This window comes from Pseudothioglobus sp. nBUS_23, from assembly GCF_051201565.1.
Taxonomy (GTDB): Bacteria; Pseudomonadota; Gammaproteobacteria; order PS1; family Pseudothioglobaceae; genus Pseudothioglobus.
The window spans coordinates 874248-900431 of sequence record NZ_CP179200.1 but is presented as its reverse complement, the minus strand read 5'-3'; the positions used below and the strand labels follow the sequence as shown (position 1 = coordinate 900431).

General features: G+C 38.3%; 34 protein-coding genes. 17 read left to right on the top strand and 17 right to left on the bottom strand.

Annotated features, from left to right (window positions below; translation table 11 throughout):
- Positions 1-137 precede the first annotated feature (137 nt).
- Positions 138-1016, top strand: coding sequence for a LysR family transcriptional regulator (locus tag ACMAZA_RS04525; protein WP_435187380.1), 879 nt, complete (start codon positions 138-140; stop codon positions 1014-1016).
- A gap of 19 nt (positions 1017-1035) precedes the next feature.
- Here the strand turns inward: ACMAZA_RS04525 and ACMAZA_RS04520 are convergent, their stop codons facing one another.
- From ACMAZA_RS04520 to ACMAZA_RS04510, 3 genes are read right to left on the bottom strand one after another with little or no spacing between them, the layout of a single operon-like run.
- A complete protein-coding gene (locus ACMAZA_RS04520; protein WP_435187378.1) occupies positions 1036-1827 on the bottom strand; it encodes a 3-methyl-2-oxobutanoate hydroxymethyltransferase in 792 nt (263 codons plus the stop codon).
- Positions 1828-1829: 2 nt separating this feature from the next.
- Entirely contained in the window at positions 1830-2663 is an 834-nt protein-coding gene (locus tag ACMAZA_RS04515; RefSeq protein ID WP_435187373.1) for a phytanoyl-CoA dioxygenase family protein, read from the bottom strand.
- 14 nt (positions 2664-2677) lie between these two features.
- Entirely contained in the window at positions 2678-2869 is a 192-nt protein-coding gene (locus tag ACMAZA_RS04510) for a hypothetical protein (protein WP_435187371.1), read from the bottom strand.
- Positions 2870-2982: 113 nt separating this feature from the next.
- Here ACMAZA_RS04510 and ACMAZA_RS04505 point away from each other — a divergent pair, with 113 nt between their 5' ends.
- Positions 2983-3393 (top strand): hypothetical protein, encoded by a 411-nt coding sequence (locus ACMAZA_RS04505; protein ID WP_435190437.1) that lies wholly within the window; start codon positions 2983-2985, stop codon positions 3391-3393.
- Here the strand turns inward: ACMAZA_RS04505 and ACMAZA_RS04500 are convergent, their stop codons facing one another.
- A complete protein-coding gene (locus tag ACMAZA_RS04500) occupies positions 3394-4314 on the bottom strand; it encodes a pseudouridine-5'-phosphate glycosidase (RefSeq protein WP_435190436.1) in 921 nt (306 codons plus the stop codon). It lies immediately after the preceding gene.
- A complete protein-coding gene (locus ACMAZA_RS04495) occupies positions 4311-5252 on the bottom strand; it encodes a carbohydrate kinase family protein (protein ID WP_435190434.1) in 942 nt (313 codons plus the stop codon). Before ACMAZA_RS04495 ends, ACMAZA_RS04500 begins: the two co-directional genes overlap by 4 nt.
- A gap of 119 nt (positions 5253-5371) precedes the next feature.
- On the opposite strand from ACMAZA_RS04495, the gene ACMAZA_RS04490 reads away from it, so the two are divergent.
- The gene (locus ACMAZA_RS04490; protein ID WP_435190432.1) at positions 5372-6862 is read left to right on the top strand and encodes a cryptochrome/photolyase family protein; all 1491 of its coding nucleotides are present in this window, start codon (positions 5372-5374) and stop codon (positions 6860-6862) included.
- 51 nt (positions 6863-6913) lie between these two features.
- Here ACMAZA_RS04490 and ACMAZA_RS04485 read toward each other — a convergent pair whose 3' ends face one another.
- Together ACMAZA_RS04485 and ACMAZA_RS04480 are read right to left on the bottom strand one after the other, a co-directional pair.
- A complete protein-coding gene (locus ACMAZA_RS04485) occupies positions 6914-8554 on the bottom strand; it encodes a bifunctional metallophosphatase/5'-nucleotidase (RefSeq protein ID WP_435190431.1) in 1641 nt (546 codons plus the stop codon).
- 180 nt (positions 8555-8734) lie between these two features.
- The gene (locus ACMAZA_RS04480; protein WP_435190429.1) at positions 8735-11779 is read right to left on the bottom strand and encodes an efflux RND transporter permease subunit; all 3045 of its coding nucleotides are present in this window, start codon (positions 11777-11779) and stop codon (positions 8735-8737) included.
- Between the two features lie 519 nt (positions 11780-12298).
- Here ACMAZA_RS04480 and ACMAZA_RS04475 point away from each other — a divergent pair.
- Positions 12299-13228 carry a nucleoside phosphorylase gene (locus ACMAZA_RS04475; RefSeq protein WP_435190428.1) on the top strand — a complete coding sequence of 310 codons (930 nt, stop codon included), beginning with the start codon at positions 12299-12301 and terminating at the stop codon, positions 13226-13228.
- Positions 13215-13631 (top strand): hypothetical protein, encoded by a 417-nt coding sequence (locus tag ACMAZA_RS04470; RefSeq protein WP_435190426.1) that lies wholly within the window; start codon positions 13215-13217, stop codon positions 13629-13631. Before ACMAZA_RS04475 ends, ACMAZA_RS04470 begins: the two co-directional genes overlap by 14 nt.
- Before the next feature lie 188 nt (positions 13632-13819).
- Here ACMAZA_RS04470 and ACMAZA_RS04465 read toward each other — a convergent pair whose 3' ends face one another.
- On the bottom strand, positions 13820-13996 hold the full coding sequence (locus tag ACMAZA_RS04465) for a hypothetical protein (RefSeq protein ID WP_435190424.1): 177 nt from the start codon (positions 13994-13996) through the stop codon (positions 13820-13822).
- A gap of 21 nt (positions 13997-14017) precedes the next feature.
- Positions 14018-14206, bottom strand: coding sequence for a hypothetical protein (locus ACMAZA_RS04460; protein ID WP_435190422.1), 189 nt, complete (start codon positions 14204-14206; stop codon positions 14018-14020).
- 149 nt (positions 14207-14355) lie between these two features.
- Here ACMAZA_RS04460 and ACMAZA_RS04455 point away from each other — a divergent pair, with 149 nt between their 5' ends.
- The 4 genes from ACMAZA_RS04455 to ACMAZA_RS04440 are packed head-to-tail and all read left to right on the top strand — an operon-like array spanning position 14356 to position 15612.
- Positions 14356-14571 carry a TIGR02450 family Trp-rich protein gene (locus ACMAZA_RS04455; protein ID WP_435190420.1) on the top strand — a complete coding sequence of 72 codons (216 nt, stop codon included), beginning with the start codon at positions 14356-14358 and terminating at the stop codon, positions 14569-14571.
- A gap of 47 nt (positions 14572-14618) precedes the next feature.
- Positions 14619-15005, top strand: coding sequence for a toxin-antitoxin system YwqK family antitoxin (locus ACMAZA_RS04450; protein ID WP_435190419.1), 387 nt, complete (start codon positions 14619-14621; stop codon positions 15003-15005).
- Entirely contained in the window at positions 14998-15165 is a 168-nt protein-coding gene (locus tag ACMAZA_RS04445; RefSeq protein WP_435190417.1) for a hypothetical protein, read from the top strand. Before ACMAZA_RS04450 ends, ACMAZA_RS04445 begins: the two co-directional genes overlap by 8 nt.
- Before the next feature lie 6 nt (positions 15166-15171).
- The gene (locus ACMAZA_RS04440) at positions 15172-15612 is read left to right on the top strand and encodes a gamma-glutamylcyclotransferase family protein (protein WP_435190415.1); all 441 of its coding nucleotides are present in this window, start codon (positions 15172-15174) and stop codon (positions 15610-15612) included.
- Here the strand turns inward: ACMAZA_RS04440 and ACMAZA_RS04435 are convergent.
- Positions 15609-16226 (bottom strand): aspartyl/asparaginyl beta-hydroxylase domain-containing protein, encoded by a 618-nt coding sequence (locus tag ACMAZA_RS04435; protein WP_435190413.1) that lies wholly within the window; start codon positions 16224-16226, stop codon positions 15609-15611. The two genes, ACMAZA_RS04440 and ACMAZA_RS04435, sit on opposite strands and share 4 nt — an antisense overlap.
- Positions 16227-16308: 82 nt before the next feature.
- On the opposite strand from ACMAZA_RS04435, the gene ACMAZA_RS04430 reads away from it, so the two are divergent.
- Both ACMAZA_RS04430 and djlA read left to right on the top strand, forming a co-directional pair.
- Positions 16309-16503: a hypothetical protein gene (locus tag ACMAZA_RS04430; protein WP_435190411.1), complete on the top strand. Its 195-nt coding sequence runs from the start codon at positions 16309-16311 to the stop codon at positions 16501-16503.
- Positions 16504-16666: 163 nt separating this feature from the next.
- Complete coding sequence (gene djlA / locus ACMAZA_RS04425) at positions 16667-17443, top strand: co-chaperone DjlA (protein WP_435190409.1); 777 nt, start codon at positions 16667-16669, stop codon at positions 17441-17443.
- A 13-nt stretch (positions 17444-17456) separates the two neighbouring features.
- Here the strand turns inward: djlA and ACMAZA_RS04420 are convergent, their stop codons facing one another.
- The 4 genes from ACMAZA_RS04420 to ACMAZA_RS04405 form a co-directional block, all read right to left on the bottom strand.
- Positions 17457-17738 (bottom strand): hypothetical protein, encoded by a 282-nt coding sequence (locus tag ACMAZA_RS04420; RefSeq protein WP_435190407.1) that lies wholly within the window; start codon positions 17736-17738, stop codon positions 17457-17459.
- An 88-nt stretch (positions 17739-17826) separates the two neighbouring features.
- Positions 17827-18156 (bottom strand): hypothetical protein, encoded by a 330-nt coding sequence (locus ACMAZA_RS04415; protein ID WP_435190405.1) that lies wholly within the window; start codon positions 18154-18156, stop codon positions 17827-17829.
- Positions 18157-18174: 18 nt separating this feature from the next.
- Positions 18175-18408, bottom strand: coding sequence for a helix-turn-helix transcriptional regulator (locus tag ACMAZA_RS04410; RefSeq protein WP_435190404.1), 234 nt, complete (start codon positions 18406-18408; stop codon positions 18175-18177).
- A gap of 26 nt (positions 18409-18434) precedes the next feature.
- Positions 18435-19439, bottom strand: a complete 1005-nt coding sequence (locus ACMAZA_RS04405) for a YeiH family protein (protein ID WP_435190402.1) — start codon at positions 19437-19439, stop codon at positions 18435-18437.
- 77 nt (positions 19440-19516) lie between these two features.
- On the opposite strand from ACMAZA_RS04405, the gene ACMAZA_RS04400 reads away from it, so the two are divergent.
- The 3 genes from ACMAZA_RS04400 to ACMAZA_RS04390 are packed head-to-tail and all read left to right on the top strand — an operon-like array spanning position 19517 to position 21240.
- Positions 19517-19774: a hypothetical protein gene (locus ACMAZA_RS04400; RefSeq protein ID WP_435190400.1), complete on the top strand. Its 258-nt coding sequence runs from the start codon at positions 19517-19519 to the stop codon at positions 19772-19774.
- A complete protein-coding gene (locus tag ACMAZA_RS04395; protein ID WP_435190398.1) occupies positions 19774-20145 on the top strand; it encodes an S-adenosylmethionine decarboxylase family protein in 372 nt (123 codons plus the stop codon). Before ACMAZA_RS04400 ends, ACMAZA_RS04395 begins: the two co-directional genes overlap by 1 nt.
- Before the next feature lie 27 nt (positions 20146-20172).
- Positions 20173-21240 (top strand): NADH:flavin oxidoreductase, encoded by a 1068-nt coding sequence (locus ACMAZA_RS04390; RefSeq protein ID WP_435190396.1) that lies wholly within the window; start codon positions 20173-20175, stop codon positions 21238-21240.
- Positions 21241-21265: 25 nt separating this feature from the next.
- Here ACMAZA_RS04390 and ACMAZA_RS04385 read toward each other — a convergent pair whose 3' ends face one another.
- On the bottom strand, positions 21266-21526 hold the full coding sequence (locus ACMAZA_RS04385) for a hypothetical protein (RefSeq protein WP_435190394.1): 261 nt from the start codon (positions 21524-21526) through the stop codon (positions 21266-21268).
- 110 nt (positions 21527-21636) lie between these two features.
- Positions 21637-22188, bottom strand: coding sequence for a hypothetical protein (locus ACMAZA_RS04380; protein WP_435190392.1), 552 nt, complete (start codon positions 22186-22188; stop codon positions 21637-21639).
- A gap of 154 nt (positions 22189-22342) precedes the next feature.
- Here ACMAZA_RS04380 and ACMAZA_RS04375 point away from each other — a divergent pair, with 154 nt between their 5' ends.
- Positions 22343-22588, top strand: coding sequence for a hypothetical protein (locus ACMAZA_RS04375; RefSeq protein ID WP_435190390.1), 246 nt, complete (start codon positions 22343-22345; stop codon positions 22586-22588).
- A gap of 55 nt (positions 22589-22643) precedes the next feature.
- Here the strand turns inward: ACMAZA_RS04375 and ACMAZA_RS04370 are convergent, their stop codons facing one another.
- The gene (locus tag ACMAZA_RS04370; RefSeq protein WP_435190388.1) at positions 22644-24437 is read right to left on the bottom strand and encodes an ABCB family ABC transporter ATP-binding protein/permease; all 1794 of its coding nucleotides are present in this window, start codon (positions 24435-24437) and stop codon (positions 22644-22646) included.
- Between the two features lie 217 nt (positions 24438-24654).
- Between ACMAZA_RS04370 and ACMAZA_RS04365 the strand changes: the two genes are divergently transcribed.
- Both ACMAZA_RS04365 and ACMAZA_RS04360 read left to right on the top strand, forming a co-directional pair.
- Positions 24655-25284, top strand: a complete 630-nt coding sequence (locus tag ACMAZA_RS04365) for a class I SAM-dependent DNA methyltransferase (protein WP_435190386.1) — start codon at positions 24655-24657, stop codon at positions 25282-25284.
- 26 nt (positions 25285-25310) lie between these two features.
- Entirely contained in the window at positions 25311-26168 is an 858-nt protein-coding gene (locus tag ACMAZA_RS04360; RefSeq protein ID WP_435190385.1) for a phytanoyl-CoA dioxygenase family protein, read from the top strand.
- Positions 26169-26184: the final 16 nt, after the last annotated feature.

The window sequence follows — 26184 nt, the reverse complement described above, 5'->3', positions numbered from 1 at the left end:
GATTTTGACTTATAGTTCTGGCTGACTAAATATTGCTACGCCTCTGCAGATAAATAGCGATGAGTCATTGAAAACAAAATTATAATGATTTACAATATGCAATAAATATCGACTTTATTAATATACTATTGCATAATATGAAACAATATACTTTTACTGATTTAGAGACATTTAAGGCTGTGGTTGAAGCAGGAAGTTTTAATTTAGCTGCAGATAGACTAAGCACAAGTGCTGCAACAGTGAGTCGTCGTATTAATACCTTAGAATCTGCATTAGGAGTAAGACTACTTAACCGCACTACAAGGAATATAAACTTAACTGAGGCTGGCGAACAGTATCTTGATGATGTTAAAAATATCTTAACAAGTGTCGAATGCTCAGAAGATAGAATCAGAGAGGGCAAGGTCGAACCAAAAGGCGAACTCAGGATTGCAGCACCAATGAGTTTTGGATTAAATCATCTATCTCCAATTCTTCCAGAATTTATGAACAGTTATCCTGATATTAGTATTAACTTAAAGTTAGAGGATAGCCTAACCGACCTTCAGGCAGAAGGAATAGACATAGCTCTTCGAATTGGCAAAAATATCAAAGACTCATCATTAATTGCTACCGCATTATGCCCTATTCCCATAGTAATCTGTGCATCACCTGAATATTTGAAAACAAACGGTGAACCAAAAAATATTGATGAATTACAAGAGCATAGTTTTGTAGGTTACAGTTTGGCAACCAATAATCTTCAAATACCCTTAGATTTGAATGTTGACCCAAAAATTCGTTTCACAGCTAATAATGGTGATGTGATGAGAAATGCTGTGATAAATGGAATAGGTATCGCCGCTTTGCCTTTATTCTTTGTCAAGCAAGATATCAATGATGGAAAATTAATTAGCATTGTCAAGGACAATAAAATTGAACCCAACACGTTGTATGTTGTGAGGCTTTCACGACGATTTACACCATCAAAAGTGAGAGTAATGGTGGATTATCTAAAGCAGGCGTTTAAGAAGTAATCACTCAAAAGATCTTTTATTATTCAATACTTTTGATGAATTCCATAAATACACCATCATTGAGACTAACTGAGAATTCCTTGTTGGCAAATACATTGTTTTCAACGTCCTCGATATACTCTTTGTAGGCTTTTACTCTCTCATGATGTAATCTTTCATATTCGCTGGATAAGTCTCTATACTTCTTGGCATGCCTAGGAATAAAATCTTTATTTTCACCCAAAATATCTGCAGAAAATAAATATTGAGCGTCACAGTCAGCTCCAGAACCCAATGAGATAGTAAATAAAGAGGTTCTATCAGTAATCTCTTTTGCAAGACTATCCGGAACAACCTCTAGTTCAATTGCAAAAGCGCCTGCAGATTCATAGCTCTTAGCTAGTTTCCAGACAGCTTTTGCCTCCTCTAAAGATTTACCAACAGCCCTGTAACCACCAGTCAAAGTAATTTTTGGAGGTATAAGCCCAGCATGTGCAATAACAGGAACCCCTTCTCTCGCTAAAACTTCAATAACTTGAGGGCTCATAGGGCAATAAATAGACTGGGCACCGTGATTCATTGCTTGCATAGCACTTCTTAAAGCTTCATCTGCATTAGCATGCTCTCCCCACTGCAATCCAAACTGAAAATGAATTCCTTTGAGCGAGCTTGGATAGTGCGACTTGGATTCAGAATACCCGGTACCAATCATTTCTATGCCAGCCTCTTTAGCTGCAATTGCTTGATCTAACGTATCCACTTGAACAAACTTAACAGTTCTTTTTCCCTTGAGATTTTTTAAATCGAAAACAGTCAACCCTAAGTCATTCATCATCAAGTCCTTTGGTACAATGTTGGAAACATTTTTCCGGATAAATCGTCACCATTTCGATAACCATTTGACTCCATTATGGCTCTTTCAGCTTGGGCCCAATCCCCTCGATACTCAATTCTAGAGCCTTCTTTAGCCATTCTAAGTGTATACCTATGAATGTCATTCTTTGGCATTGATTGGCTTAGGCTTCCATGAAGTGTGCGAATGTCAAAAAAGACACAATCACCAATTTCTAGGTCCCAATGCAAAAACTCATAGTTATCCTTGTTTTCAAGAATATTAGGAGTAATGTCATAACTTTTACCGTTGACTATTCCAGCCACTCCATCATCAGGGTGGCCCTCTTGGAATCGAGTTCGAATATAAAGCTTATCCCAAAGATGTGACCCCTTAATCCATGCTATCGCTTCTTCTTTGGGGACAGGCTCAAGCGGGAGCCATAAAACACACATCGACCCCTCAAAGTCAAAGTATGAAATATCGTGATGGAATGGAGCTCCTGATTTAGATTCTGCCTCCCTTAGAAACCAGTTATCCATAACAAGATTGACTTGTTCAGCATTCATCAACTCTGAAGCCAGCTGGGATGTTGGCGAATTGAAGACAAAATCCTTAAACTCATTAAAAAGATCCCAGGTCCAAAAATCTTCATAGTAACCTGGCGCATTATCATCTTTGGTGTGCCTCACAAAACGTGGGCTAGGGTTTTTAATATCTTTAAAGATTCCTTTTTTGAGCTTTTCAATCCACTCTGAATCAAACTTACCTTTGATTAGGACAGCACCATCTCTTTTATACTGATCAATCTGATCAGAGTTAAGCAGCTTACTCATGGGATTCTTCTAGACTAGATAGCGCAGCTCATATCGTTCCCACAGCACATTGGTGATTTGATTTTACCGTGCCCATTAGGACATTTTGAAATTTGAACTGAATTCCCATCATCAAGCTTAAGTGAGTCATCAACCAAAGGTTCATCACACTTAGCACAGGTTGCATTTACAGACATTCCACAATTATCACATTCATATGTAGCCATCTCAATCTCCGGATTAATTAAATGAATACATATTATCAGAATCGAATAAATAAATATTACAAGAATTATTTTTTTATGATTGATAATTTAAAACGTATATCATTGGAGAGCATATGAAATATAAATTATTAGCCCTTATTTTTACTCTTTGTTTAGCCTCAACATCCTATTCTGGAGGCGATGACAGAGATCAGCAACTTCCTCTTAACTCTCTCAATACAGAACAAAACATTGATGAAGATGCAACCCCTCGCTTTTTACAAGAGAATGATGAAATTGTTCAAGATGAAGAGATACAGCAAGGGCAAAAAGAAATAGAGGCACTCATTCAAAAAAAGCTTGCTGAGCAAAAGAATTCAGAGCCTTCCACTGATGAACAAACAGATGAGGTCATTTCATCGAATAGCAATGCACAAACATTCATTGACCGCTACATTAAATCGGATCAAGGCATCCTAATTATGCTTTTTCTCTTTGTTGTTTCACTGATTTTAGTTTTTAATTTCTTTGTTCGAGAAAAATAACTAGTCCTGGTTTGAGTAATGGAGCGCAATCTTTGACGCTAAATTCGCGTTATTTTGAATTAGTTTAATGTTTGCATCCAAACTCTTGCCCTCAGTTAATTCGTTGACTTTAGACAACAAATAAGGAGTAATTTCCTTACCAGAAATGTTTTCATTGTTCGCCTCAATAATGGCCTCATTAATGGCCTCATTCATAATGCTGCTCTCAAGCTCAAAGGCTACAGGTATCGGATTTGTAACTAATACGCCGCCATCAATAGACAAGCTCCATTTGGTTTTTAGTATCTCCGCAATTTCAAGCGCTGAGTCGATCTTATAGTCGACATCAAAGCCAGATTCTGATGAGTAAAAAGCTGGAAGCTCTGATGTCTTGTAGCCAATCACTGGGACACCTTTTGTTTCAAGATACTCCAGTGTAAGCCCTATATCCAAGATTGCCTTAGCTCCTGCACAGACAACACAGACATTTGTGTTAGCAAGCTCTTCTAAATCGGCCGAAATATCTAGAGTATTTTCAGCGCCTCTATGAACCCCTCCAATGCCTCCAGTAGCAAATACGGCTATTTTGGCAAGACTTGCAATAATCATCGTTGACGCAACTGTCGTAGAACCTGAAAGCTTCTGAGCTACGGTTATAGGAAGATCTCTCCTAGAGACTTTTTTAACCTCCTCATTAGTCGCTAAAAACTCAATCTCTTCATTAGTTAGTCCAACCTTTAATCGCCCATTAATAATGGCAATAGTAGCTGGTACAGCTTTATTAGATCGGACAGTATCCTCAACCATCAGAGCAGTCTCAACGTTTTTAGGGTAAGGCATTCCATGTGAGATAATGGTCGACTCAAGTGCGACAACTGGCTCCTTATTTTTTATTGCTTTCTCGACATCAGGATGAATGTCTAAGTAGTCAGTATATTTCATGCTGTCTCTTCCTTTAATAATAATTTAACTCGCTCTTCTGACAAGTCATCACTAATAGTATTGGCGCTTCTGAGTGCAATCACTGCTGCTGCAGAGGCAAACTCAGCAGTCTCTTTAATGCCATTGAGCTTAAGAAATCCATATACAACACCAGCAGTAAAAGCATCTCCAGCGCCATTAGCGCTAATCATATTAACCCCTTTATGAAGGTATTGTCCAAAATTTTCACCGTCATAATAAAAGACCCCATCTTCCCCTAGGGTAATAAAAATCTGCTTGCAACCCATATCAAAAATTATTTTTGCTGCCTTGAGCATACTCTCGTTATCGGTAATCTTAACCCCAGAGATAAGTTCAGTCTCTAATCTATTTGGCTTGACGGTGTGGAATCTGCCAATTAGTTTGAGTATTTTAGATGTTTTAGCAAACGAGACAGGATCCAAAAACAAAGGGATATTACTGTATTTATCAGTCAAATATTCTATGACTGGTATGGGAATATTAGTATCAACCACGATTGCACTACTTTGCTCAATAGTTAGATTCCATTTATCAATGTCCTGGATCGTCATTTCTTCAATAATCCTCATGTCTGATATCGATACCAGCATATCGTTATTGTCATCTAGAACTGATAAATACTGACTTGTAGGCAGATGGCTATGCTTTTTGATGAATGAAGTATCAACACCAGATAAACTAGATTTATTGACGACAAAATCTCCTAGCGCGTCATTACCAACATACGACAATATCTTTGAATGTATGTTGAGTTTAGAAATATTCTCAGCAATATTCCTTCCAACTCCACCAGCTGACATGACTATCTCTCCAGGATTTGAATCATTAAAAACGAGCGGATTGACAGAAGAGCCTTGAAGGTCAATGTTTAAACCGCCAATCACTGAAACGAAGGGTTGTGCTGATCTGTATTGCATGGAGCAGAGGAATAAGAAATTAATAATATTATCTCACTTTTTTAAAGCATAAATTATCACAAAAAAGTTTTAAAAATTACCCTATAGATGATTAGTGAATTAACTAAAATTGTCTCTCAATGAATAATGTATATGTAGTCCTTGGTAACCAGCTTTTTGAGCCCAACCTATTGATAAATTTAGGCTGTGAACATGTTTTCATGTCAGAAGATTTTCAGCTCTGCCGATATGAAAAGCACCACAAGCTCAAACTCTACTTATTCCTAGCTGCAATGCGTGAATACAAAGATGAACTCGAAGACTCGGGTATTTCTGTTCACTACTCAAAACTTAACGACAGAGATGAAAGTGAGTCATACCTGAGTCACCTTGAAAGCTTCCTCATAAATAACAACATTAATCAGGTTAATCTCTTTGAAATTGAAGATAAGCCATTTGAGAAAGAGATATTAGAGGGCATTGCTAACCTCGACATCAAGACAAATGTCCATGCATCGCCAAACTTTTTATTCTCAAGAGATGAGTTTCACTCCATTACGAAAGATAATAAAGTCTTTAGAATGGCTAATTTCTATCAAAAAGGAAGAAAGAAGTTTGATATCTTGATTGATGATAATCAAAAGCCGATTGGTGGCAAGTGGTCGTTTGATCAAGACAATAGAAAAAAAATACCTTCCAAAACGCCTATCCCAGAGATGCCAAAGTTCAAGACGTCTCAACACCATGAAAGCATCTGCAGTCTTATTAATGAGCACTTTAGTGAACACCCTGGGCTTCTTATGAATCCCTGGTTTCCAGTAACAAGAAAGGATGCAGAGGATCAATTCAGTGACTTCATTAAAAACAGGATGGGTAATTTTGGTATTTATGAGGATGCAATGCTTGAGGGTAAAAACTTCCTATTTCATAGCTGCATTAGCTCCTCATTGAATATTGGACTCTTATCCCCCAAAAAAGTCATTCAAACATTATTAAATTGTGCTGATGAGTATCAAATTCCAATGAACTCTCTTGAGGGTTTTATCAGGCAGGTTTTGGGTTGGAGGGAATTTATTAGAGGCATCTATCAAGTCAAGGGTGACTACCAAATGAATCATAACTATTGGAATCATACTGGCAAGTTAACAGAAAGCTGGTATAACGCATCTACAGGAATACTGCCACTTGATGATTCAATTAAGACTGCGATTCAGGATGGCTACAACCACCACATCCCTAGACTCATGGTTATCAGCAACCTGATGAATCTTTGCGAAATTGATCCCAAAGAGATATATCGCTGGTTTATGGAGATGAACATCGACTCGTCAGAATGGGTCATGGTGCCTAACGTATTTGGCATGGCGACCTATTCAGACGGTGGTCTCATGTCAACAAAGCCATACACCTGTGGATCTAATTACTTCCTAAAAATGAGTAACTATAAGAAAGGTGAGTGGTGTGATATTGTGGATGGCCTCTATTGGCGTTTCATTGAAAAGAATAGGAGTTTTTATCAATCCAATCCTAGACTATCTCTTCAAGCTACATTTTTAGATAGACTCAAACCAGAGCGAAAAGAAATGATTTTTAGTAAAGCTGAAAACTTTATCAGAGAACATACTTCATAAAAAAAGGGCTAACGTTAGTTAGCCCTTAATCTTATCTTTTTAAAAATTTAACTATTTCTGCTTGATTCGGCCATCAGTGTATCCACTGTAGCCAGGGTTTGCACCAATATAGTCAGCAACAACCTCGGCTAAGTCTGGACCAAAGTCATAGATATCAGAGGCTGATCTAAAGACTTTATAGCCGTCACCACCACCCCGAATAAAGTTATTTGAAACCATACCGTAGGTCTTATTTAAATCAAGTGGCATCCAGCTTCCATCTTCATCGATCTCAATGGAAGTTACCCTTCCGCCGTTAGCGGGCTTAGAAGCATCAAAGGTAAATCTCATTCCAGAAACTTGCGGAAATCTGCCAGCAACATCTTCAACTTCACTTACGCCATTCTCAATGGCAGTCAACAGCTGCTTACCTGTAACTTTGAATGTTGAGAGCGTGTTTTGAAATGGAAGAATAGTCATTACCTCACCGAGGGTCACATCACCTGCATCAAGGGATGCCCTAATACCTCCAGAGTTTGCCAAAGCAATTGTATAACCCTTGTCGATGACCGCATCTCTCATAGCATCAGCAATCATATTTCCCATATCGCATTCTTGAACACGACATACCGCTCTATCACCATTGAGCGACACAGAAACATTCCCAACCTGAGTTTCTTTGAGCTTATTAATAGGCTTTTCTAAAATATCTAGGCGTGTAACGATTTGAGGGTCTTCTTCAACAGAAGAATCAATCAAGATTGGCTCACCCTCTGCAGAAATGACATTACCCGCATCATCAAACACTAGATTAAGTTCGCCGAGATATTTTCCGTAGGCATACGCCTGAATGATTTGAACGTCATTAACAACTGTGGGGTATGGACCAACTGCTCTCTTGTTTGTATTCGAAAGCAACGCATTGTCGTGACCACCCACAATCACATCGACTCCGTCAGTGTTAGCAGCAATCTCCTTATCTATGGCATAAGACGAGTGAGATAGAAGGATAATTTTATTAACCCCCTTTGCCTTTAAAACACGAACTTCAGACTGAACTGCATTGATTGCATCGGTGAAAATGATATTATCGCCAGGACTAGATAGATCTTTGACATCTTCAGTCACTACACCAATAAGTCCAATTTTTTCACCACCCTTCTCAACTATTGTCGACTTTTGAAGAATGTCTCTTAATGCTGGTTCAAGACTTATATGAGCATTAGCCATTAGCACTGGAAAATCAACTGCCTCCATGAAATCTCTCAAGGTCTCTGGACCATCGTCAAACTCATGGTTACCAACGGCCATGCCATCGTATTCAAGAGCATTCATCATGCCTGCTGCAACTTTACCTTTATAAAGATTATAAAAGAGTGTTCCTTGGAACTGGTCACCGCCATCTAATAGTATTGTGTTTTCATGTCTGCCGCGTGCCTCTTTAATAGCTGAAATTAACCTTGCTGTTCCTCCAAAGCACTTGCCTTCAGCATTGCTCTCAGCTGAGCAGTTATTGTCATACTTGCTGATAGGTCTAAACCTTGCATGAAAGTCATTAGTATGCAGAATTGTCAACTCAAAGCCTTTGTGTCCATCAGCTATAGTTGGCTGAGCAAACATACCAAAAGTTAAAAAACAACTCAAGCCGATAACAACCGGCATCGTTACTCTATCCTTCAATCTCAATGATTGAAATAAATCAAAACGCTTCATAGCTCTATTCTCCCTTTAATTAAATAGATCAAAATATTTCGAGTAATCAGTAAATTACAATTTTATTGTAGACCTTTTTATAGGGTTTGAAAAGGATTAATTTATTGAAAATAAATTCCATTGCGGACAAAGACTTATTGTTACTGGCAATGATGGACTTATTAAAATATAAATTCTTATTTAGAGGTATTTAGTTTTTAGATTAGAAAACCAGTTTGATACATCTAGATTAATTGAGTAAAGACAAGGGAGAAGAATTAGAGTGACAAAAGTACCGAACAACAAGCCATAGCCAAGAGCCATAACCATCGGCTGTAGGAATGCATCTTTACCCCCGAAACCATAGATTAGAGGCAAAACTCCCGCGAGAGTTGTAAGAGTTGTTAAAACAACAGCCCTTAAACGATCCTTAGCTCCTTTTGCAATCCATTCTTTCGAAATAGCGCTCTCTCCAGCTTCTTTCTTGATGTGATTCAAATGGCTGATCATAACTAGTGAGTCATTGACGACAACCCCTACCAACGCCAAGACCCCCAATAATACAAAAAAGCTAAATGTCTCAGAGTGAAAAAAGAAGGCCCAAACAACACCAATCAAGGCAAAGGGAATACTTAAGATCACTAACAACGGCTGAGAGTATGAATTAAACAGCAGTGATATAAGCATATAGATTCCGAATACAGCAAAGCCAAGCGCCAAAGAGAAGTCACTCAAGGCCTCTTTTGCCTCCAAGGAGCTACCTCCTTCTATAGCACGAACTTCAGGAAAATTATTGATCAAGTCAAGCTCATCAAGTGCTCTTTGTGATACAGATTGAGCCGTAGTTATAGCGTCCTCTACCGCTGCACTTACTTTAACAACTCTCTCACCATTTAGGTGTTTATAGTTTGGGTCACCCGGCGTCTCAACAACACTTGCAAATTGAGACATTGGGATCATTCTTCCTTGATTGTTTCTGATTGAAGTTTTCGTAATGTAGTCATCAGAATAATTACTATCACCAAGATACATTTTCACGTTTAGGCTAGTGTTGTCAAAATCTACGTCAGAAACGTCCATTCCAGAATAAATTGTCCTCAAATGACTGTAAACCTGTTGATATTGAATCCCTAGTCTTGCCATCGACTCATAATCCAACAACACCTCAATACGATTTTTACTTAAATCATCATCACGATCAATATCACTTACACCGTCGTAACTGTTAAGAATCTTTTCAAGTTGATCAACAGCTGCCTGTCGCTGAACGTCATTGCTTCCAATTAAACTGAGTTCAATATCCAGTGAACCGCTAGGGCCACCCCTATTTGTCCTAAAATTAATCCTGGAGACGCCTTCTATATCTTTTGTTTCTGCTTTTAGAATTTCAATAAACTCTTTGGCTGAGGTTTCACGATCATTAGCTGGAATCAAAGTGATTGCAATAGAGGCTCGATTAGACCCTCTTGATCCAATTGTGCTGGTAAAAAAATCTAAGTTTGATCCAAGCTTATCAATAATAATTTCATCAATTTTAATGATGGACTGCTCTGTCGTTTCAACGGGAGTTCCAAGAGGAGTTTGGACTCTTATGTTTATTGAATTTGTGCCACTCGATGGCCACTGAATATAACTAATTTCTTTTGTTCCTATATAGGCACTAAATGCAAGCAGCCCAAGAAACAAACTCAAGACGATAAATCGCCACCTCAAGATTACTAGTAATACCTTTTCAAACCATCTCTCGACTGGCTTAAACCACGTTTTTTGTTTTTTAGCCCTGCTCCCAGACATATGCGCAGGCAAAGCAATACTGACCTCAAGCAAGGAAAAGGCTAAGGCGCAGATAACAGTAATTGGCAGTATATATATAAATTTTCCGGTAGTACCACTGACCAATAGAACAGTTGATATAGCGAGAACTGTCGTTAAAATAGTCGTAATAACTGGCATGATGACTCTTTTAAGGCCATCCACTATATTTTGAAAGACATCGCCGCCCTTCTCTTTATAGTGATGAATACTCTCAGCTATGATGATACTGTCATCGACAACTAGCCCCAAAACCAGCACCATTCCAATCGTTGAAATTAGATTAATCGTTTCACCTGCAAATCCAAGAAAAGCAACGGTTCCCAAAAGCGTAACTGGAATGCTAATAGCAACCCAGAACGCAGTCTTTAAAGAGAGAAATAAGCCCAGAACAACCATAATCAGTGCGAGGCCTACCAGGGCATTATTCATGACAATGTTCAACCTGTTGGAAACTGACTTTGATCTGTCATTGGTGACTATTAAATTAAGCTCAGGAGGATACGTCTCTTTCAGTGTGTTTAAAGTCTCTCTTACTTTTTCAACCGTTCTAATCACATCAGCTTTTTCAGTTTTCGTAACCTTGAGAATATAGCCCTTAGTGCCGTTAATACGAGTGATCGTGTTGAAACCGATCTCACCCTCATCAATTGTTGCAATGTCTTTCAAAAGAATTGTTGGGCCATCAAAGCTTGATTTAACTACAACATTCTCCAAAGACTCCATCGTTTCATATTCAGAAATAATAACTATATTTTTTTGGTTTCTTCCTTGATTATTGTCACCAATAGCAGAACGAATATTTTGATCTGCTATGACACTTCTGACTTGATCAAAAGAGAGCTGATACTGTAACAGCTTTTCTGGATTAATTCTGATTTGCACCTCTCTCTCAGAGTCTCCGCTCACAGTCACACTTGAAACGCCATCAATCAAAGATAGATTTTTTTCAATATTATTTGCTATGGCTTTCGCGGTTTCAATATCAATATTGTCACCTCCAATAACTATGGTGAGAATTGGCCACTCCGTGCTCGTTCTGTCAACCACTCGAGGATCATTAGCATCTTCGGGCAGATCTTCAATTTCATTGACCGCCTCAGAAATACTATCCTTTACTGATTGAATATCATCCACATCCTCCTCAATTTCAATATTGATTCTAGATGACCCTTCAGACGAGGTTGACGTTAACTCTTTGATTCCATAAATTCCTTTTATTTTGTCTTCAATAACGTTCGTAATATTCTTCTCAACATCTCTTGGTGAGGCGCTTGGATAAGAAGTGTTTATAGAGAGTCGATCAAATTCAATAACTGGGTAAGTATCACGCTGAATTTTTTGAAGCGTCATAAAACCCAGTATCACTACTGATAGAGTGAAAAGCAGTGCTAGCTTTTTTTGTTTAGCAAAAAAAAGAAGAAAGGCATTCATAAGAGTAGTATTTTAATTCTCATTGTGTAAAGTTTAATTAATAAAGAATTACTTGAGGAATTTCTTATAACCCTGAAAATTTTTTAAAAAATACCATGTTATTCATAAATGCATTACAAAGAATGAAGATAGAGTGAATATTTAGTCAATTCATGATTTATTTTAATACCAATGAAAAATCAAGCAAGCAATCATATTAAGTGTGAGGATAATTGCTGACAAAAATTAATCAAATGTTTGGATAAAAGTAACAGATTTTTTTATAAGCAAAACTTTTGTAAAGTAAAACTTTATTTTTTAGAATTTCAAACTCAAATATAATGCAATTGTGAACAAGATCTTAATGCTTCTATTTATTGTCATTCTCTTAGTAACTAGCATCGTTTTTAGAGATATTTATTTGTCTCTGAAACTCGTTTTGTATTTTAGTTTTTGGTACTCAATCATTTGGCTGACAAAGTATTTATCTCGAGATTTTACGGATGGGAGAAAGAATGATTTTTTTGGAGAATAACGGTTTTGCTGAATAAAAAATCAGAAATTGTAATTGTTAATGACACACTGTATCACCTCGGCATAAAAAAATCAGACCTTGCTGAAAATATCTTTATTGTTGGCGATCCTGCCAGAGCCATTCGAGTCTCTCAAGAGTTTGACCGGATTGATTGTGAAATCACTAATCGTGAGTACCTAACTTTTACTGGGAGTTATCGCGGCATACCCGTTTCAGTTATTGGCACTGGAATAGGAACTGATAATGTTGAGATTGCTCTAGTGGAGGCATATATAGCTCATGAATTCGATCTTAAGAGCGCTGAGAAACAACAAAACTGTAATCCATTAACTATCATTCGTCTTGGTACTTCTGGCGGTGTTCAGTCAGATGTGACTCCAGGTTCACTTGCCATCTCTTCGTATGCATTAGGCCTTGATAGTACTGGAATTTATTACGAGCAGTCTGCAGAAGATAAGATTGTAAAAAAAATTGAAGCAGAAGCATCAAAAATTCTTAATAACGCTATTGATGAAAAGTCTAGATTTAAAGGAAAAATAACCCCATATGCTTCAAAGGCTTCAAGCGAAGTGACCAAGGCACTGATGAATCAAGCTGCGGCTCATGGCGTCGAATTTGAAACTGGAATAACTGTCTCCTCGCCAGGCTTTTATGGACCCTCGTCTCGATATATCGAAGGATTAAACAATACACTTCCAGATATTAAAGGCAGTCTCTCATCACTTAATATTGATGGATTAAAGGTTCATAATATGGAGATGGAATCTAGCCTTTTCTTTCATTTATGCTCTCAGCTTGGTTACCGTGCTGGAACAATCTGTACAGTCATTAGTGGACCAAATGATAGTGACTCAATCATTGATTATGAAGCAGCGATAGGGAACACCATCAAAATAGGATTGAACGCCCTTATGGAGCTCAATGATGCTCAATAGAGGATTGCTAAAGCAAGCACTGTTCATTGTTTTGCTATTCCTTGGAGTCTCCATTTACGCTGATGAAGTTAACAAAATGACTATCATCGATGATTCAGGTAATCAAATCAGTGTTGAGGGTTTTAAATTTGAGCGTCTAGATACAAAAGACTCAACAACAATTAAAGTTGGGACAAAAAAAATAACCAAAGTGAGCTGCTCTATTTTTGATAAAAATAACAGGCCAGTGACCACCATAGAGGAAACCATTAAACCGCCTTTATCTGAGATTAAGGCCCTATCTAAAAACGTAATGGTGACCTCAGTGAGATGCCTTGAAGTAGAACGGACCTTTTTACAACCAGAAGCTGAGCTGATGGATATGTATTACAAAATGCCAACGTTTCTCTTAGACAAAATTTAAGAGAGTTAACAAAAAAAATCACTTGTGTTAAAGGACCGCAGAAATTAGACTATAACTACGGTCTTAAATTAGTGAGTGCTATTTCTGATTTTCAATATTTTTGAATTCTCTGACAGTTAAAACTGCACCAATAATGGCGAGAACAAAACAAAATAGCCCAGTAAGAAATATTAATGAATTATCCATAATCAGTCCTTCCTAGCTATTATCTTAAAGTAAATAGCAAATGTTAAAATTGACGGTATCCAAGTAGAGGTAAACAAAGCTTCTTGCCTTGTATCAACCCCTTGAAACCACAGATATGCTGTGGTCACAAATGCGACACCAACAGAAACCAAAATACATATATCTGACGTTTTAATCATAATTACATCCTTGTTATAAAATTAGTCTTCATTCCAAAAAGCCCAAGAAGCAATCAGTAAAAAGAGCACTGCAAAGGAAGCATGGGCCCTGATACTTGTTTCCTGGGGTAACACTATTAAAAATGGGACAATATTAGCCATACCTAATAAAAGCCAAACTACACCCAACGATGCTAATGAAAGCGCTAATACCCCTATTTTTTTTCTCATACCCACTTTGTAGTTTAACTTTAGAGGCCAGTTTAGAGAATGCAAGTCAACGATATATGTGGAATTCATGAATATTAAGTGGAGATTAGAGCAATGAATTTACCAATATGAAATAATTAACAAGTCAAATTTAGACAACCACTCCAATAATGAATGTAATTAATCCAAAAAAGCTCATCCACAGTAAATGGACTAAACTGAATCCATTGAATTCAGAAAGACACTTTATTGTTACCAAGGTTGAGTTTGATGAAAATTCAACTATTACTTGTTGCTTAATTGAGGCTGTAATCAACAAAAGAGTGGAAGAGATTGAATGGAGTGAACTGAAGGATAATAATAATTGGAAGCATGGCTGGAAATAAATTCGAAGGAGCGCTTTCATTTCTGAAATAAATTATATAATGCCTTTATGAGCAAAAAAAATGGATTAAATACTGAACTATTAGATAACGGAATGACTCTTCAAACCAACTATTTAAATGGCTTGAAAAGTGGCTCTGAAACCTATTATTACGCGAACGGACAAAAAGCATCACAGGGCTTTTATAAAGACGACAACCTGGAAGGCTCTTTAACCTACTGGTATGACAATGGGCAAAAAGCATCTGAGGGCTTTTATATTAATGGTAAAGCTGAAGGCATCCAAACTGCGTGGGATGAAAATGGACAAATTGAATCAGAGCAAGAGTACAAAAACGGTGAACTCAATGGGAAATCAGTTTTTTATGAAAACGGCATCAAAGCTTCAGAGTTTGAATTAAAAAATGGTGACGTTGTCAGAGAGCTTAATGGATAACAGAGTTGTTGATTGTCACTCAGAACTTAAACGTCTCAGAGACTTACAGTATGAATCCGACTTTAATGATGATCACAAGCAGTCTGACTTGTATAGAAAAAAAGCTGATCATATACAAAGTTTAATCAATCAAGGTGTTGAGTCCATACCCAACTTTTAAATAATGATGACTGAACAAACTCTATACTATTTTGGATATGGGTCAAACCTCTCAAAGGAGCAGATGGCGATTCGCTGTCCGGAATCAAAGTATTACGCCTCAGGAACCCTGTCTGGCTACTCATGGCTGATCAATGCAAGAGGATATGCAAGCATCAAGCCCTCTGAAAGTGATTTTGTCCTTGGAGAAATATTTACTTTGAGTCAGCAAGATGTTGACTATTTGGATATCTATGAAAGCGTCGAAGAAGGCATGTACTTAAAGACTAATTTGAGTGTTGAAACCTCAAAAGGCACTATCGATTGCCTGGTATATATTGCCTCTGATAGCACTCCAGGGATTCCTCAAGAGGAGTACATTGAAAGAATCAACATTGGGATAAAGAGTGCAAATTTACCGGATGACTATGTTCAACAAACAATTAGGCCCTTTATTCCAGAGAGCTAGAGAATCGCTTTTAATTCTTCATTTACATAGCAGTCGACAACGAGATGGTAACGATCTATAGTGCTGTTATTGCTGACCGAGTGTGGCTTAGTGACATCTAAATAATAGAAATGCCCTGTTTTTAGATTAAGTTTTTCTCCATCATCATCGTCATCGTTTTCATACATTGTAAAAACTACATCTTTATTCGTACGAAGTGGAATGTGGATTCTGACTATTTTTTTGTTTTCGATATCTGGATCAATATTGTCATTGTGTTTACGGAGTGACTTACCTGCTGCAAGCTTCATAAATCGTATCCTCTCAAACTTACATGGTAATTTAAAAATAATTTCTCGGATAGACTTCATTACCGGATCATTGCACAAAGTCGTCCACTGCAATTCATGATCAATCTGTATATCTTCGTTAACAAATCCGGGCTTAAAAATATCTGAAGGCTCCTGGCCAAAGCCATGGAGTGATAGGGCAGTCCAAATGTTATTATTTTTGTAAGGTGCAATCTGCGTTAATGTCTGAAATTTAAAGCCATCAAGGTAATCTGAAACAATGCTAAGATCTCCGATGTATGGTTCGATTGAAATTTCAAAATTACGCTCTTCTAAATTCTTCACAGGCAATACAAAAACAACACAAATAGATTCAAAATGTATTTTATACTCACACTCATATTTATAAATTGATTATCATCTAAATATGTACTGCATTAAAGCCGAGATTCCCCAAGAGATTTGTGACATTGATGATGAACTAAAGGCTATCTATCATAGTAACGACACTGTATGCATTTGGGTATTTAAAACCAGAGAAGATAGAAACCGATTTATGGATGAAACTGCAGGGATGCTTAAGCTTGACAGAGAGCAGCACTATGAATCTAATTACATTTAGATGAAATTGCTCTTTTTGCAGCTGAATTAGAAAGAACTAGCCACTAAGAATGATTAGTGGCTTATTTAAGTATAGATAAAATTATAGCCTTCCCTTGAAGAGTTAAAGTCTCACCCTATCTAGTAGAGATATAATATGTATTTTAGATATTAAGTAAATTGATATGAGCTGGTGGTCAACAGTTATTGGTGGTGCATTAGGCTTCATGATTGGAGGTCCTTTGGGGGCAATGCTGGGCGTTGCTTTTGCAGGTAATTTTTCTAAAAGAAGGTCAAACTCCGGCTTTAATGCCAACTTTAGTCCAGGCAATCAGCAGCGAGTCCAGGCAGCTTTCTTTAGCGGTGTATTCTCGGTTATGGGCTATATCTCCAAAGTGGATGGCAAGGTTTCGAAATCTGAGATTGTATTAGCTCAGCAAGTCATGCAGCATATGCAATTGTCTGAAGAGATGATTCAAGTTGCTAAAGACCTCTTTAATCAAGGAAAGCAAGCCGACTTTAAATTAGACGAAGTGCTGGAGCAGTTTCGTGTTGAAACGCACAGAAGAACGCACTTAATTCGTATGTTTTTAGAAATTCAGATCCAAGCAGCTTATGCCGATGGAATTTTTGATAATAGTGAGCACAATGCGCTCAAAGCTATCGCTCAAAAACTGCACTTCCCTATTCACGAGTTAGAAAATTTGATTCAACAGTTTGCTGCCTCAAAAAGCGGCTCCAAGCAGACCTCTGTTGAGGATGCCTACAAGATATTAGGGGCAGAAGAATCTCTCGATGATAAAGAGATTAAGCGAGCCTACAGGCGCTTATTGGCTCAGCATCACCCTGATAAACTCGTTGCCAAGGGACTGCCTGAAGAGATGCAGAAGCTAGCCAACGAAAAAACGCAAGAAATCATTAGTGCTTATGAAGTCATCAAAAAGCACCGAGGCATGCGCTAAGGTAATATCTAGCTCATTGGGTATGATTTATTTCTACAGAGCCGACCATGGTATCCACTGAAAGCACGTCTTTATTTGCATCTAAGACTTTTTTTCTTGAAGCTGAAGCCCTTTCCATTGCCTCTTGGTCTGCATACAAAGTCACTGCCACGAGCTTATTTCCCTCTGCTTTAACGCCCAAAAGCTGCTGAGCCTCTGGAAAATCGCTTGGTGAATTCTCTACATAAGAAGCAGACGCAACTTCTGCTGCCTCTTGAGAGTTAAAAGTCACCGTTGTAATTCTTGCTACTGACATAAAATTCCCCTTTAGTTATAAATGAAATTTAATTATAGCTCAAATATCTCGACTTTCAATTAAGGAAATAAATTAGATAAAGCTTAAGTTATTTATTCTGACGTAAGTATTCCCAGTAACCTTCCAAGTCTTTTTCAAAAGAAATCACTTCATCACCTTTTCTGAAGAGCCTCTTTTCCTTTTTTTTAGTATTCCATTTAAGGTCTTGATTGAGGCTGTTATAGGCCATAATGAGTTCTCTTTTAGTATCATCTTTAATACTGTCAACCCAATCATCTTGCTGAACATTAACCTCAACCCAGCCATCATGAATACATACATCCCGCCATAATTCGTATGACAAGTCATCTGAACTACTTTCTTCTATCTCTTTGATCAAGTCTCGAAGTAATGGGGACACTTTAATGAAGTAACTCATTGATATTTATTGAGAGAATTAAGACAATAAATCATCAAAAAACTTTCCAATTTCAGAAAAAATACCATCATCCTTATGAAGCTCTTCTTTCTCTTTTTTCAACCAATCCTCAATATCACTTTCAAACCACCTATTCGCTCTTCCATATTTTTTGGGTGCTGGAAAGTCCCCCTTCTTAATCATCTGATACAGCTTTGTCCTTTTAAAGCCAACAATGTCAGCAACCTGTTTTTCGCTGAGTAACTTATCCATCCCTAAATTATATTCAAACTTGAGGTCTAAATGAATTCAGTTGACACTGCTAGAATTGCAATCACTAGTAAGGCTAAGGTTTGAAGCACAAGGAGAGCGATTGATCGTCCACCGAGCTCCATCATAGATTTGAGTGATGTTGTCACTCCCAAGCCAGCTATAGCAAAAACAAGTGACCATTGAGATACGTTTGCTAAAAACTGTGATAACAGCGCAGGTATATATCCGCTACTGTTGACAACCAAACAGACCGCGAACGCTAATGCAAACCACGGAAACGCTTTTGGGCTGATTGATTTGGACTCTCCCCTATTCAGGATAACTGCAATCATGATGACGATGATTGGCAGCATAGAAATCCTTAAAAGCTTGATAAAAGTTGCAATATCACCAGTCTCGTTTGAGACAGCGTAGCCAGCACCAACCACCTGAGCAACGTCATGGATTGTTGAACCTATAAGGATGCCAATCTCAGCATCATTGAACTCTGCAACTGAAAAAAGTATGGGATATGCAATCATGGCGATGGTTGACAAAGCAGTCACACATACAACAATAAACAGCGTGTCACGATGCCTTTCCTTCCAGTTAGGAAGTACTGAAGCTACCGCAAGAGCCGCAGCAGCACCGCAAATAGAAACTGCACAGGCTGTTAAGAGACTAAACAGATATCTTCTTCCCATCAGCTTAGCAATTAGAACGCTTGTTCCAATGGATAAAATAACCAAAATTGGAACAAACAGCAAGGTGTTAGTCCCAAGACCTGAAATTTGCTCTATCGTTACCCTAAAGCCTAACAGGGCAACTCCAAAACGAAGTATCTTCTTACTTGAAAACTCAATTCCAGGAGCGCATCTCTCGTCTGTTGAGAGAAAATTAAAGGCTATCCCTATAAGGAGCGCAAACAGCATCACTGGAGCTTTGTAATGAAGACTCAGAAACCCTGCAGCTGCAGCTATAGTGCCGACTACAATGAGGCCAGGAGAAAGGACAGAGAGTCGATTCTGTAAGTTAAGAAGTAGTGAATTCATAAACAACAATATTTTACTTTAATTGAAAAATATAAATCGTAGTATCATGATAGTTTTAATAAGAAGAGGAGTTATATATGAACGTATGCATTGTATCTACCTTTGAAGGTACGACTGAGGACTACATGGACATGTTTAATGCAACCAAAGAAAAGGGTCAGGGCTTTATGCAGGATTATGAGCTAGGCGTTATCAGAGAAGGCAAGGTCATGCTCATGATGCACATTACTGATATGACTAAAATGCAGGAAGTTATGGGCTCAGAGGAAATGCAAGCATGGGACGAAAAGTTTAATTGCGTGGACGAAATCTATGCTCTTGATCAAATGAATTAATGACAGTCCAGCATAAACACCTCATCGTCAGGGCTGAAGTAAATAAACCTCCTACTGATCAGAAATGGGCACACACCTGGCTGACAGACCTGGTCTCTAAAATTGGTATGCAAATATGTCAAGGCCCCATTACAACTTATCTGGATATGCCGGGGAACAGAGGCTTAACTGGGTTAGTTATTATTGAAACGTCACACATTGCGCTTCATTGCTGGGATGAATCAGATCCAGGGCTTATGCAGCTTGATGTTTACACCTGTGGCGACCTTAAGACTGAGGTTATCTTTGAGGAAATTAAGCAGTTTGGTCCTGTAAAAGTTGAGTATAAGTTTTTGGATAGAGAGCACGAGTTAACAGAAATCGAACTATAATTTCTATTTTTTAATTTAAGTGTTGCGATGAGTAGTCTACTATCCCCTTTAAACTTAACTAGAGGCCCATCCCTTAAGAATCGCTTCATGCTTGCACCTCTGACCAATACTCAGAGCTTTGAGGACGGAAAGCTCTCTGATGAAGAGTATAGATGGCTTACCATGCGCGCAGAAGGTGGCTTTGGACTGACCATGACCTGTGCGTCACATGTTCAGGATATTGGTAAAGGGTTTCCAGGGCAGCTAGGTGTTTACTCTGATGACCACCTCGAAGGCCTAAAGCGTCTATCTTCGGAAATTAATGCAAATGGCAGCGTTTCTATCTGTCAATTACATCACGCTGGCATGAGATCCCCTGAAGAACTGATTGGACAAAGACCTGTTTGCCCTTCTAACAATGAAAAATTTGGTGCTAGAGGACTTTCAATTGATGAGGTTGAGATTCTCAGAGATGACTTCATTAGAGCAGCGATCCGATCCGAAGAGGCAGGATTTGATGGCGTTGAGCTTCACGGTGCTCACGGATACATCTTGGCGCAATTTTTAAGCGCAGAAATTAATAGGCGCGATGACCAGTATGGGCAAACTTTGAGTAATCGATCCAGACTCCTCTATGAAATTATCGATGGCATCAGGGAAAAATGTCACAAAGACTTCATTGTTGGAGTTCGGCTTTCTCCAGAAAGATTTGGATTAAAGCTTGAAGAGATTACCTTGCTTGCTGAAGAGCTCATGACCTCAAACAAGATTGACTTTTTAGATATGTCTCTTTGGGACGTCTTTAAAGAGCCAGAGGAAGAGGAATTTAAGGGCAAGAAATTAATCTCTTATTTCACAGAACTTAAGAGAGGTAATACTCGCCTAGGCGTTGCTGGAGCCATAAAAACCCCTCAAGACGCTGAGAAAACTTTGGCGGAAGGTGTCGACTGGATTATGCTCGGAAGAGCTGCCATGTTAAACCATAACTTCCCAAAGTTATATGAAGCGAATCCAAGTTTCTTACCCGCTGAAATTCCTGTCACTGAGAACTATTTAAAAAGCGAAGGCCTTTCAGAAAAGTTTATTCAGTACATTGAAAAATGGGGCTTTACCTAAGAGTCAAGAAAGAATAAGTCTCGCTCTAACCCATTGCTTGAAGCTTATAAGGTGATCTGACAACGCCCATCTCTTCTGCCATTTTTTTAGCCGCGTCCGAGTTAAACATAGCCATCATGCCGGCTGGATCAAACACATCAACAACAACGATAGCGGTATGCTCATCTACTTTTCCTACCTTAGCATCTTTAGAGAATTGCAATCTCTGTTCCTCTAAGGCATCAAAGCCCTTCTTCCATTCATCGAACGTACCATTACTGATTTCAATCATAACCATAGTATTCATTATCTTCTCCTATTTATATATTAGAGTTTTTAGTACTTTGCAAACTCAGTATATACCCACACTCTAGGCAAGGTCAAGTTGAAACTATAATCGAAGTCGTGATGAATACTTTAACTAACTGTCCTTCTGATAGTGAATACCCCCATGATAACAAGCACTAAGCTATTGAGCATCCATAGAGGTGCGACAATGTTGTCGACACTGTTTTCTAGCTGCTCAGGACTTAGAATAGCAAGAAATGCGAACATAACAAAGGAGGCAACTATTAAGGCCCAAGATAGCCAGTTAGGGAAAAGATCTGTTCGTAAATACCCCAGCCCAGTTACAGAGAAACCAAGATACATAATTGACCAACCCGTCCACGCAATCGCACCACCAATCAGTGAAGATTCAGCACTGATCTCGGCGCTATTGATGGCGTCTGAAACCAGCCCCATACTGAGACCAACGACCATCATAAGTAGTCCAGCATCTATATGAGCATTCCTAGAAACATTTCTAGTCATCATAAAAGCCAGCGGAATAGTCACTAATGTATAGGCTGCAATTTTTTCAGTATGAGCTTTACTTAAGAGGCCAGTTTCACCAATTAGCATATACACAACTAGTGAGCCAAGACCTGCAATAATAAATAGAATTCCATTTACTTGTTTATCTGACATTATTTTCCCCTCTAATAAATAGATTGTTATTCTACATAATATTTACATTCTTAGATAACTTCACCTAATCTTTGTCTAATTAACTTTTAAACTTCATCTTATGAAATGACCTTGATTGTAGAATTGCGTTTCTTTTAATGATTGAGGATAAGTTATGAAAAAATTATTACCCGTTGCTTTAATAAGTTTAATGTTTTCATCAATGGCCTTTGCAGGGTCATGCCCAATGCTCAAGTCAGAAGTTGAAAGTAAAATTGCGGCGCTAGATCAGACAGAACATGCAACATTAATCAGTATTGCACTCATGCTTCATGAGGAAGGCGTTAAAGCACATGACTCTGGAGATCACGGAATGTCTGAAGAGCTACTCAATGGAGCACTCAGACTATTGGATGTCTAAAACTTTATTGATTTAACACATGCGCCTTAGATTGCTAGGGCGCTTTTAATCATAATTACTTTTCAGGCGTCTTCTTGTTAGCCTGTATTTCCCAAAGTCTTGCATATTGACCGTTGAGTTTAAGTAGCTCCTGGTGTTTACCTTGCTCTGCAATGACTCCATTATCAAGCACAATAATTTGATCAGCATCAACAATGGTGGAAAGGCGATGAGCAATCACTAGAGTTGAGTGCTTATGAGCCAAACTCATTAGTGCCTTTTGAACCATTTTCTCAGAATAAGAATCAAGTGCTGATGTGGCCTCATCAAAAATCAGAATCTGCGGGTTTTTTAATAGAACTCTCGCAATCGCTAGTCGCTGTTTTTCTCCGCCTGAGAGCTTTAATCCTCTCTCACCGACTAGCGTTTCGTAACCTTGAGGTAAAGAGTCTATAAAACTGTCTATAAAACTAAGCTTGGCTGCCCTCTTCACTTCTGCTTCAGTAGCGCCAGCGCGTCCATAAGCTATGTTGTAGTATATGGTTTCATTAAACATAACTGGGTCCTGAGGAACCACACCCATAGCGCCTCTAACTGAGTCTTGTGTAAATAACTTGATGTCTTGCTGGTCAATGCTTATTTCACCACTTGAAAGATCATAAAACCGAAATAATAGTTTAGCGAGAGTTGATTTGCCAGCACCTGAGGCGCCAACAATCGCTATTTTTTGTCCAGGCTTAAGATCAAAGCTGATGTTTTTTAAAACCTCATTCTTTCCAGGGTAGGCGAAAGTGACGTTATTAAATTTAACCTCACCTTGAGTAACAATAAGATCTTTGGCATTCTCAATATCCGTGACCTTAGAAGATCGCTCTAGCAGGTCAAACATGTTGTTCATATCGATGAAGTTATGTTTGATCTGGCGATAAATAATGCCTAAACCGCCCAGCGGAATAAAGAGCTGAAGGAGGAGCGCCTGAATCATGATGAGATCACCCAGGCTTAGAACCTTATTTACGACACCTTGCGCCGCCATAATTAAGATAATAGTTACTCCAATAGCAATGACCGCGCCTTGAACAAAATTAAGAGCCGTCATTGAAGTAAAGCTTTTAGTGGCAAGGTTCTCCCAGCGCTGCATCGTTTCGCCATAACGATCGACTTCAAATTTTTCTTGATTAAAGTATTTGACCGTCTCGTAATTTATCAGGCTGTCCACTGCATTGGTATTGGCCTCAGACTGCATATCATTCATCTGGTAGCGATACTTCATACGCCAAGTAGTAATGGCAAATGTGAGTGCAACATAAAAGAGCACAGTCAACAGAGAGACGCCTGCAAAAAGAAGATTATAGTTCAGCCATAAAATGCCAATAACGAGACAAATCTCAAACAATGAAGGCAGAATATTAAAAACAAAAATAGACAGCAAGGTTGATACGCTCTGTGTCCCCCTGTCAATGTCACGAGTAATACCCCCGATACGACGATCTAAATGAAAGGATAGATCCAAAGTATGTAAATGCTTAAAGACGCCCAGAGCAATCAAATTCATGGCGTGGTAACGCACTTTAGCAAAGATCGCATCACGGAGTTCATTAAACAGAGAACTGGCAAGCCTTAAAAGGCCATAAGCAAGCAGCATGCCAAGCGGCAATATCAGGACTAAATTGGTCTGATCAAGGCTATCCACAATCTCTTTTAGCGCAAGAGGAACAGCCACATTCGCTAATTTTGCTAGCATTAAAAAACTAACCGCCCAAATAACGCGTGCTCGCATTTTTATAAGGTATGGCAAAAGCTTCTTTAAGACCTTTATGTCTCTGGTTTTAAAGTCGTAAGCTATAGTTTGATTGCTCTTTGATTTCATTAAGTTTTACTGAGGATTAATGAAGCTTTATTGAAAGTTGAAAAGTATAAAGTAACCCCTACTAACTTATGAAACTATATTTGTAATACTGAATTACTATAGTTTGATATTGAGATGCCAAAAGGAGACTCTTGCTGCTTGTCATACACTCATCAAGAACCTCTCTTAAAGATAAAGCTAATTTGGACTTTAGTTCAAGTTAATATACAATCTCAGTATGACTAAGAAAAAGAGTTTAAAAGACGCGTATTCACTGAAGACCCCTGAGGATTCTATAAATTTATATAAGACTTGGGCTTCAACCTATGATGATGATTTTGCCCAGCAAAATGACTACCGATCTCCAATAGAAATTGCGAAATATTTTGAAAAATATTCTAATGATGAAAACACACCTATCCTAGATGTTGGCGCAGGAACAGGACTCATTGGAGAATGTTTAAATCTAGATTCAAAAGAAATAGATGCTATTGATATTTCTCCAGAAATGCTCAAAATTGCTACTACAAAAAATTGTTATTCAAAGATAATCGAGGCAGACTTATCCAAAGGGCTATCAATAAATGACAACCACTACGGTGCCATTGTTAGTGCAGGAACTTTTACATATGGGCACGTTGGGCCTAATGTATTAGATGAGCTCATAAGGGTAACCCGTCCTGGTGGTCTGTTTGTTTTTACGGTTCACTCTAAGTTATTTAATAAAGCTGGTTTTGATAAGAAACTTTTAGAGATTAAAAAGAGTATTTCTGAGCCAATTTTCCATAAAGTAGATGCTTATGGGAACAATCCAGATATAGATCATGGGAGCGATCAAGTCATCATCACAGTATTTAGAAAAAGATAACTGATTTAATATGGAGAGTTTTAATTATGAATGAAAAAATGTTAAGACCGATCAGTCAAAATGAAATTGAACAATTTGACCATGACGGCGTCATTTTATTAAAAGAAATGTTCGACTCAGAATGGATTAGCACATTGAGTCAGGGGCTCGATAAGAATATTGATTTGCCTTCCAATCGCTCTAGAATCTGGGATCGAGATGAAAATGGTCGAACCATGTTTTATGACGCGCAAGCCTGGCAAAACATATCTGAATACCAAAATTTTATTTTTAATTCTCCAGCAGCAGCTATCGCTGGAAAACTAATGAATTCTAACCAAATTAATTTTTACTTTGATGCCGTGTTTGTTCGCTCACCAGGCTCCCAATTTGCAACCCCTTGGCACCAAGACGAGCCCTACTGGTCCGTTGAGGGTTACAACACTTGCACGATTTGGATGCCGCTTGTACCAGTAAAGCGAGAAAATGCGTTAGCTTTTGTTCCTGGCTCTCATAGATTTGACTCAACCTTCTACCAGTTCAATTTTGGCAGTCTAAACCCAGACAAAATAAAAGATGTGGATGAAACAAATTTTGATGGCATTACTGATGTCGAGTTCCCAGATATTGCAGCGGATCCAGAAAAGTATGGAGTAGTTAGTTGGGATATGAACCCTGGAGACTGCATTGCATTTAACAGTAGAATTATGCATGGCGGTTCTGGAAAGTTGGACGAAGATAGAGAATTAAGAGTTTTTACCTCTAAGTGGATTGGTGATGATGTTTTCATTAAGTTTCGAGAGTGCGGAATGGATCCAGATCATAGCGAGGTTATGACTAAACAAGGCCTTAAGCCTGGAGACCGCCCAGGAACAGAACTATATCCAGCTATTGACATCACTTAAACTATATCTGGCCTTA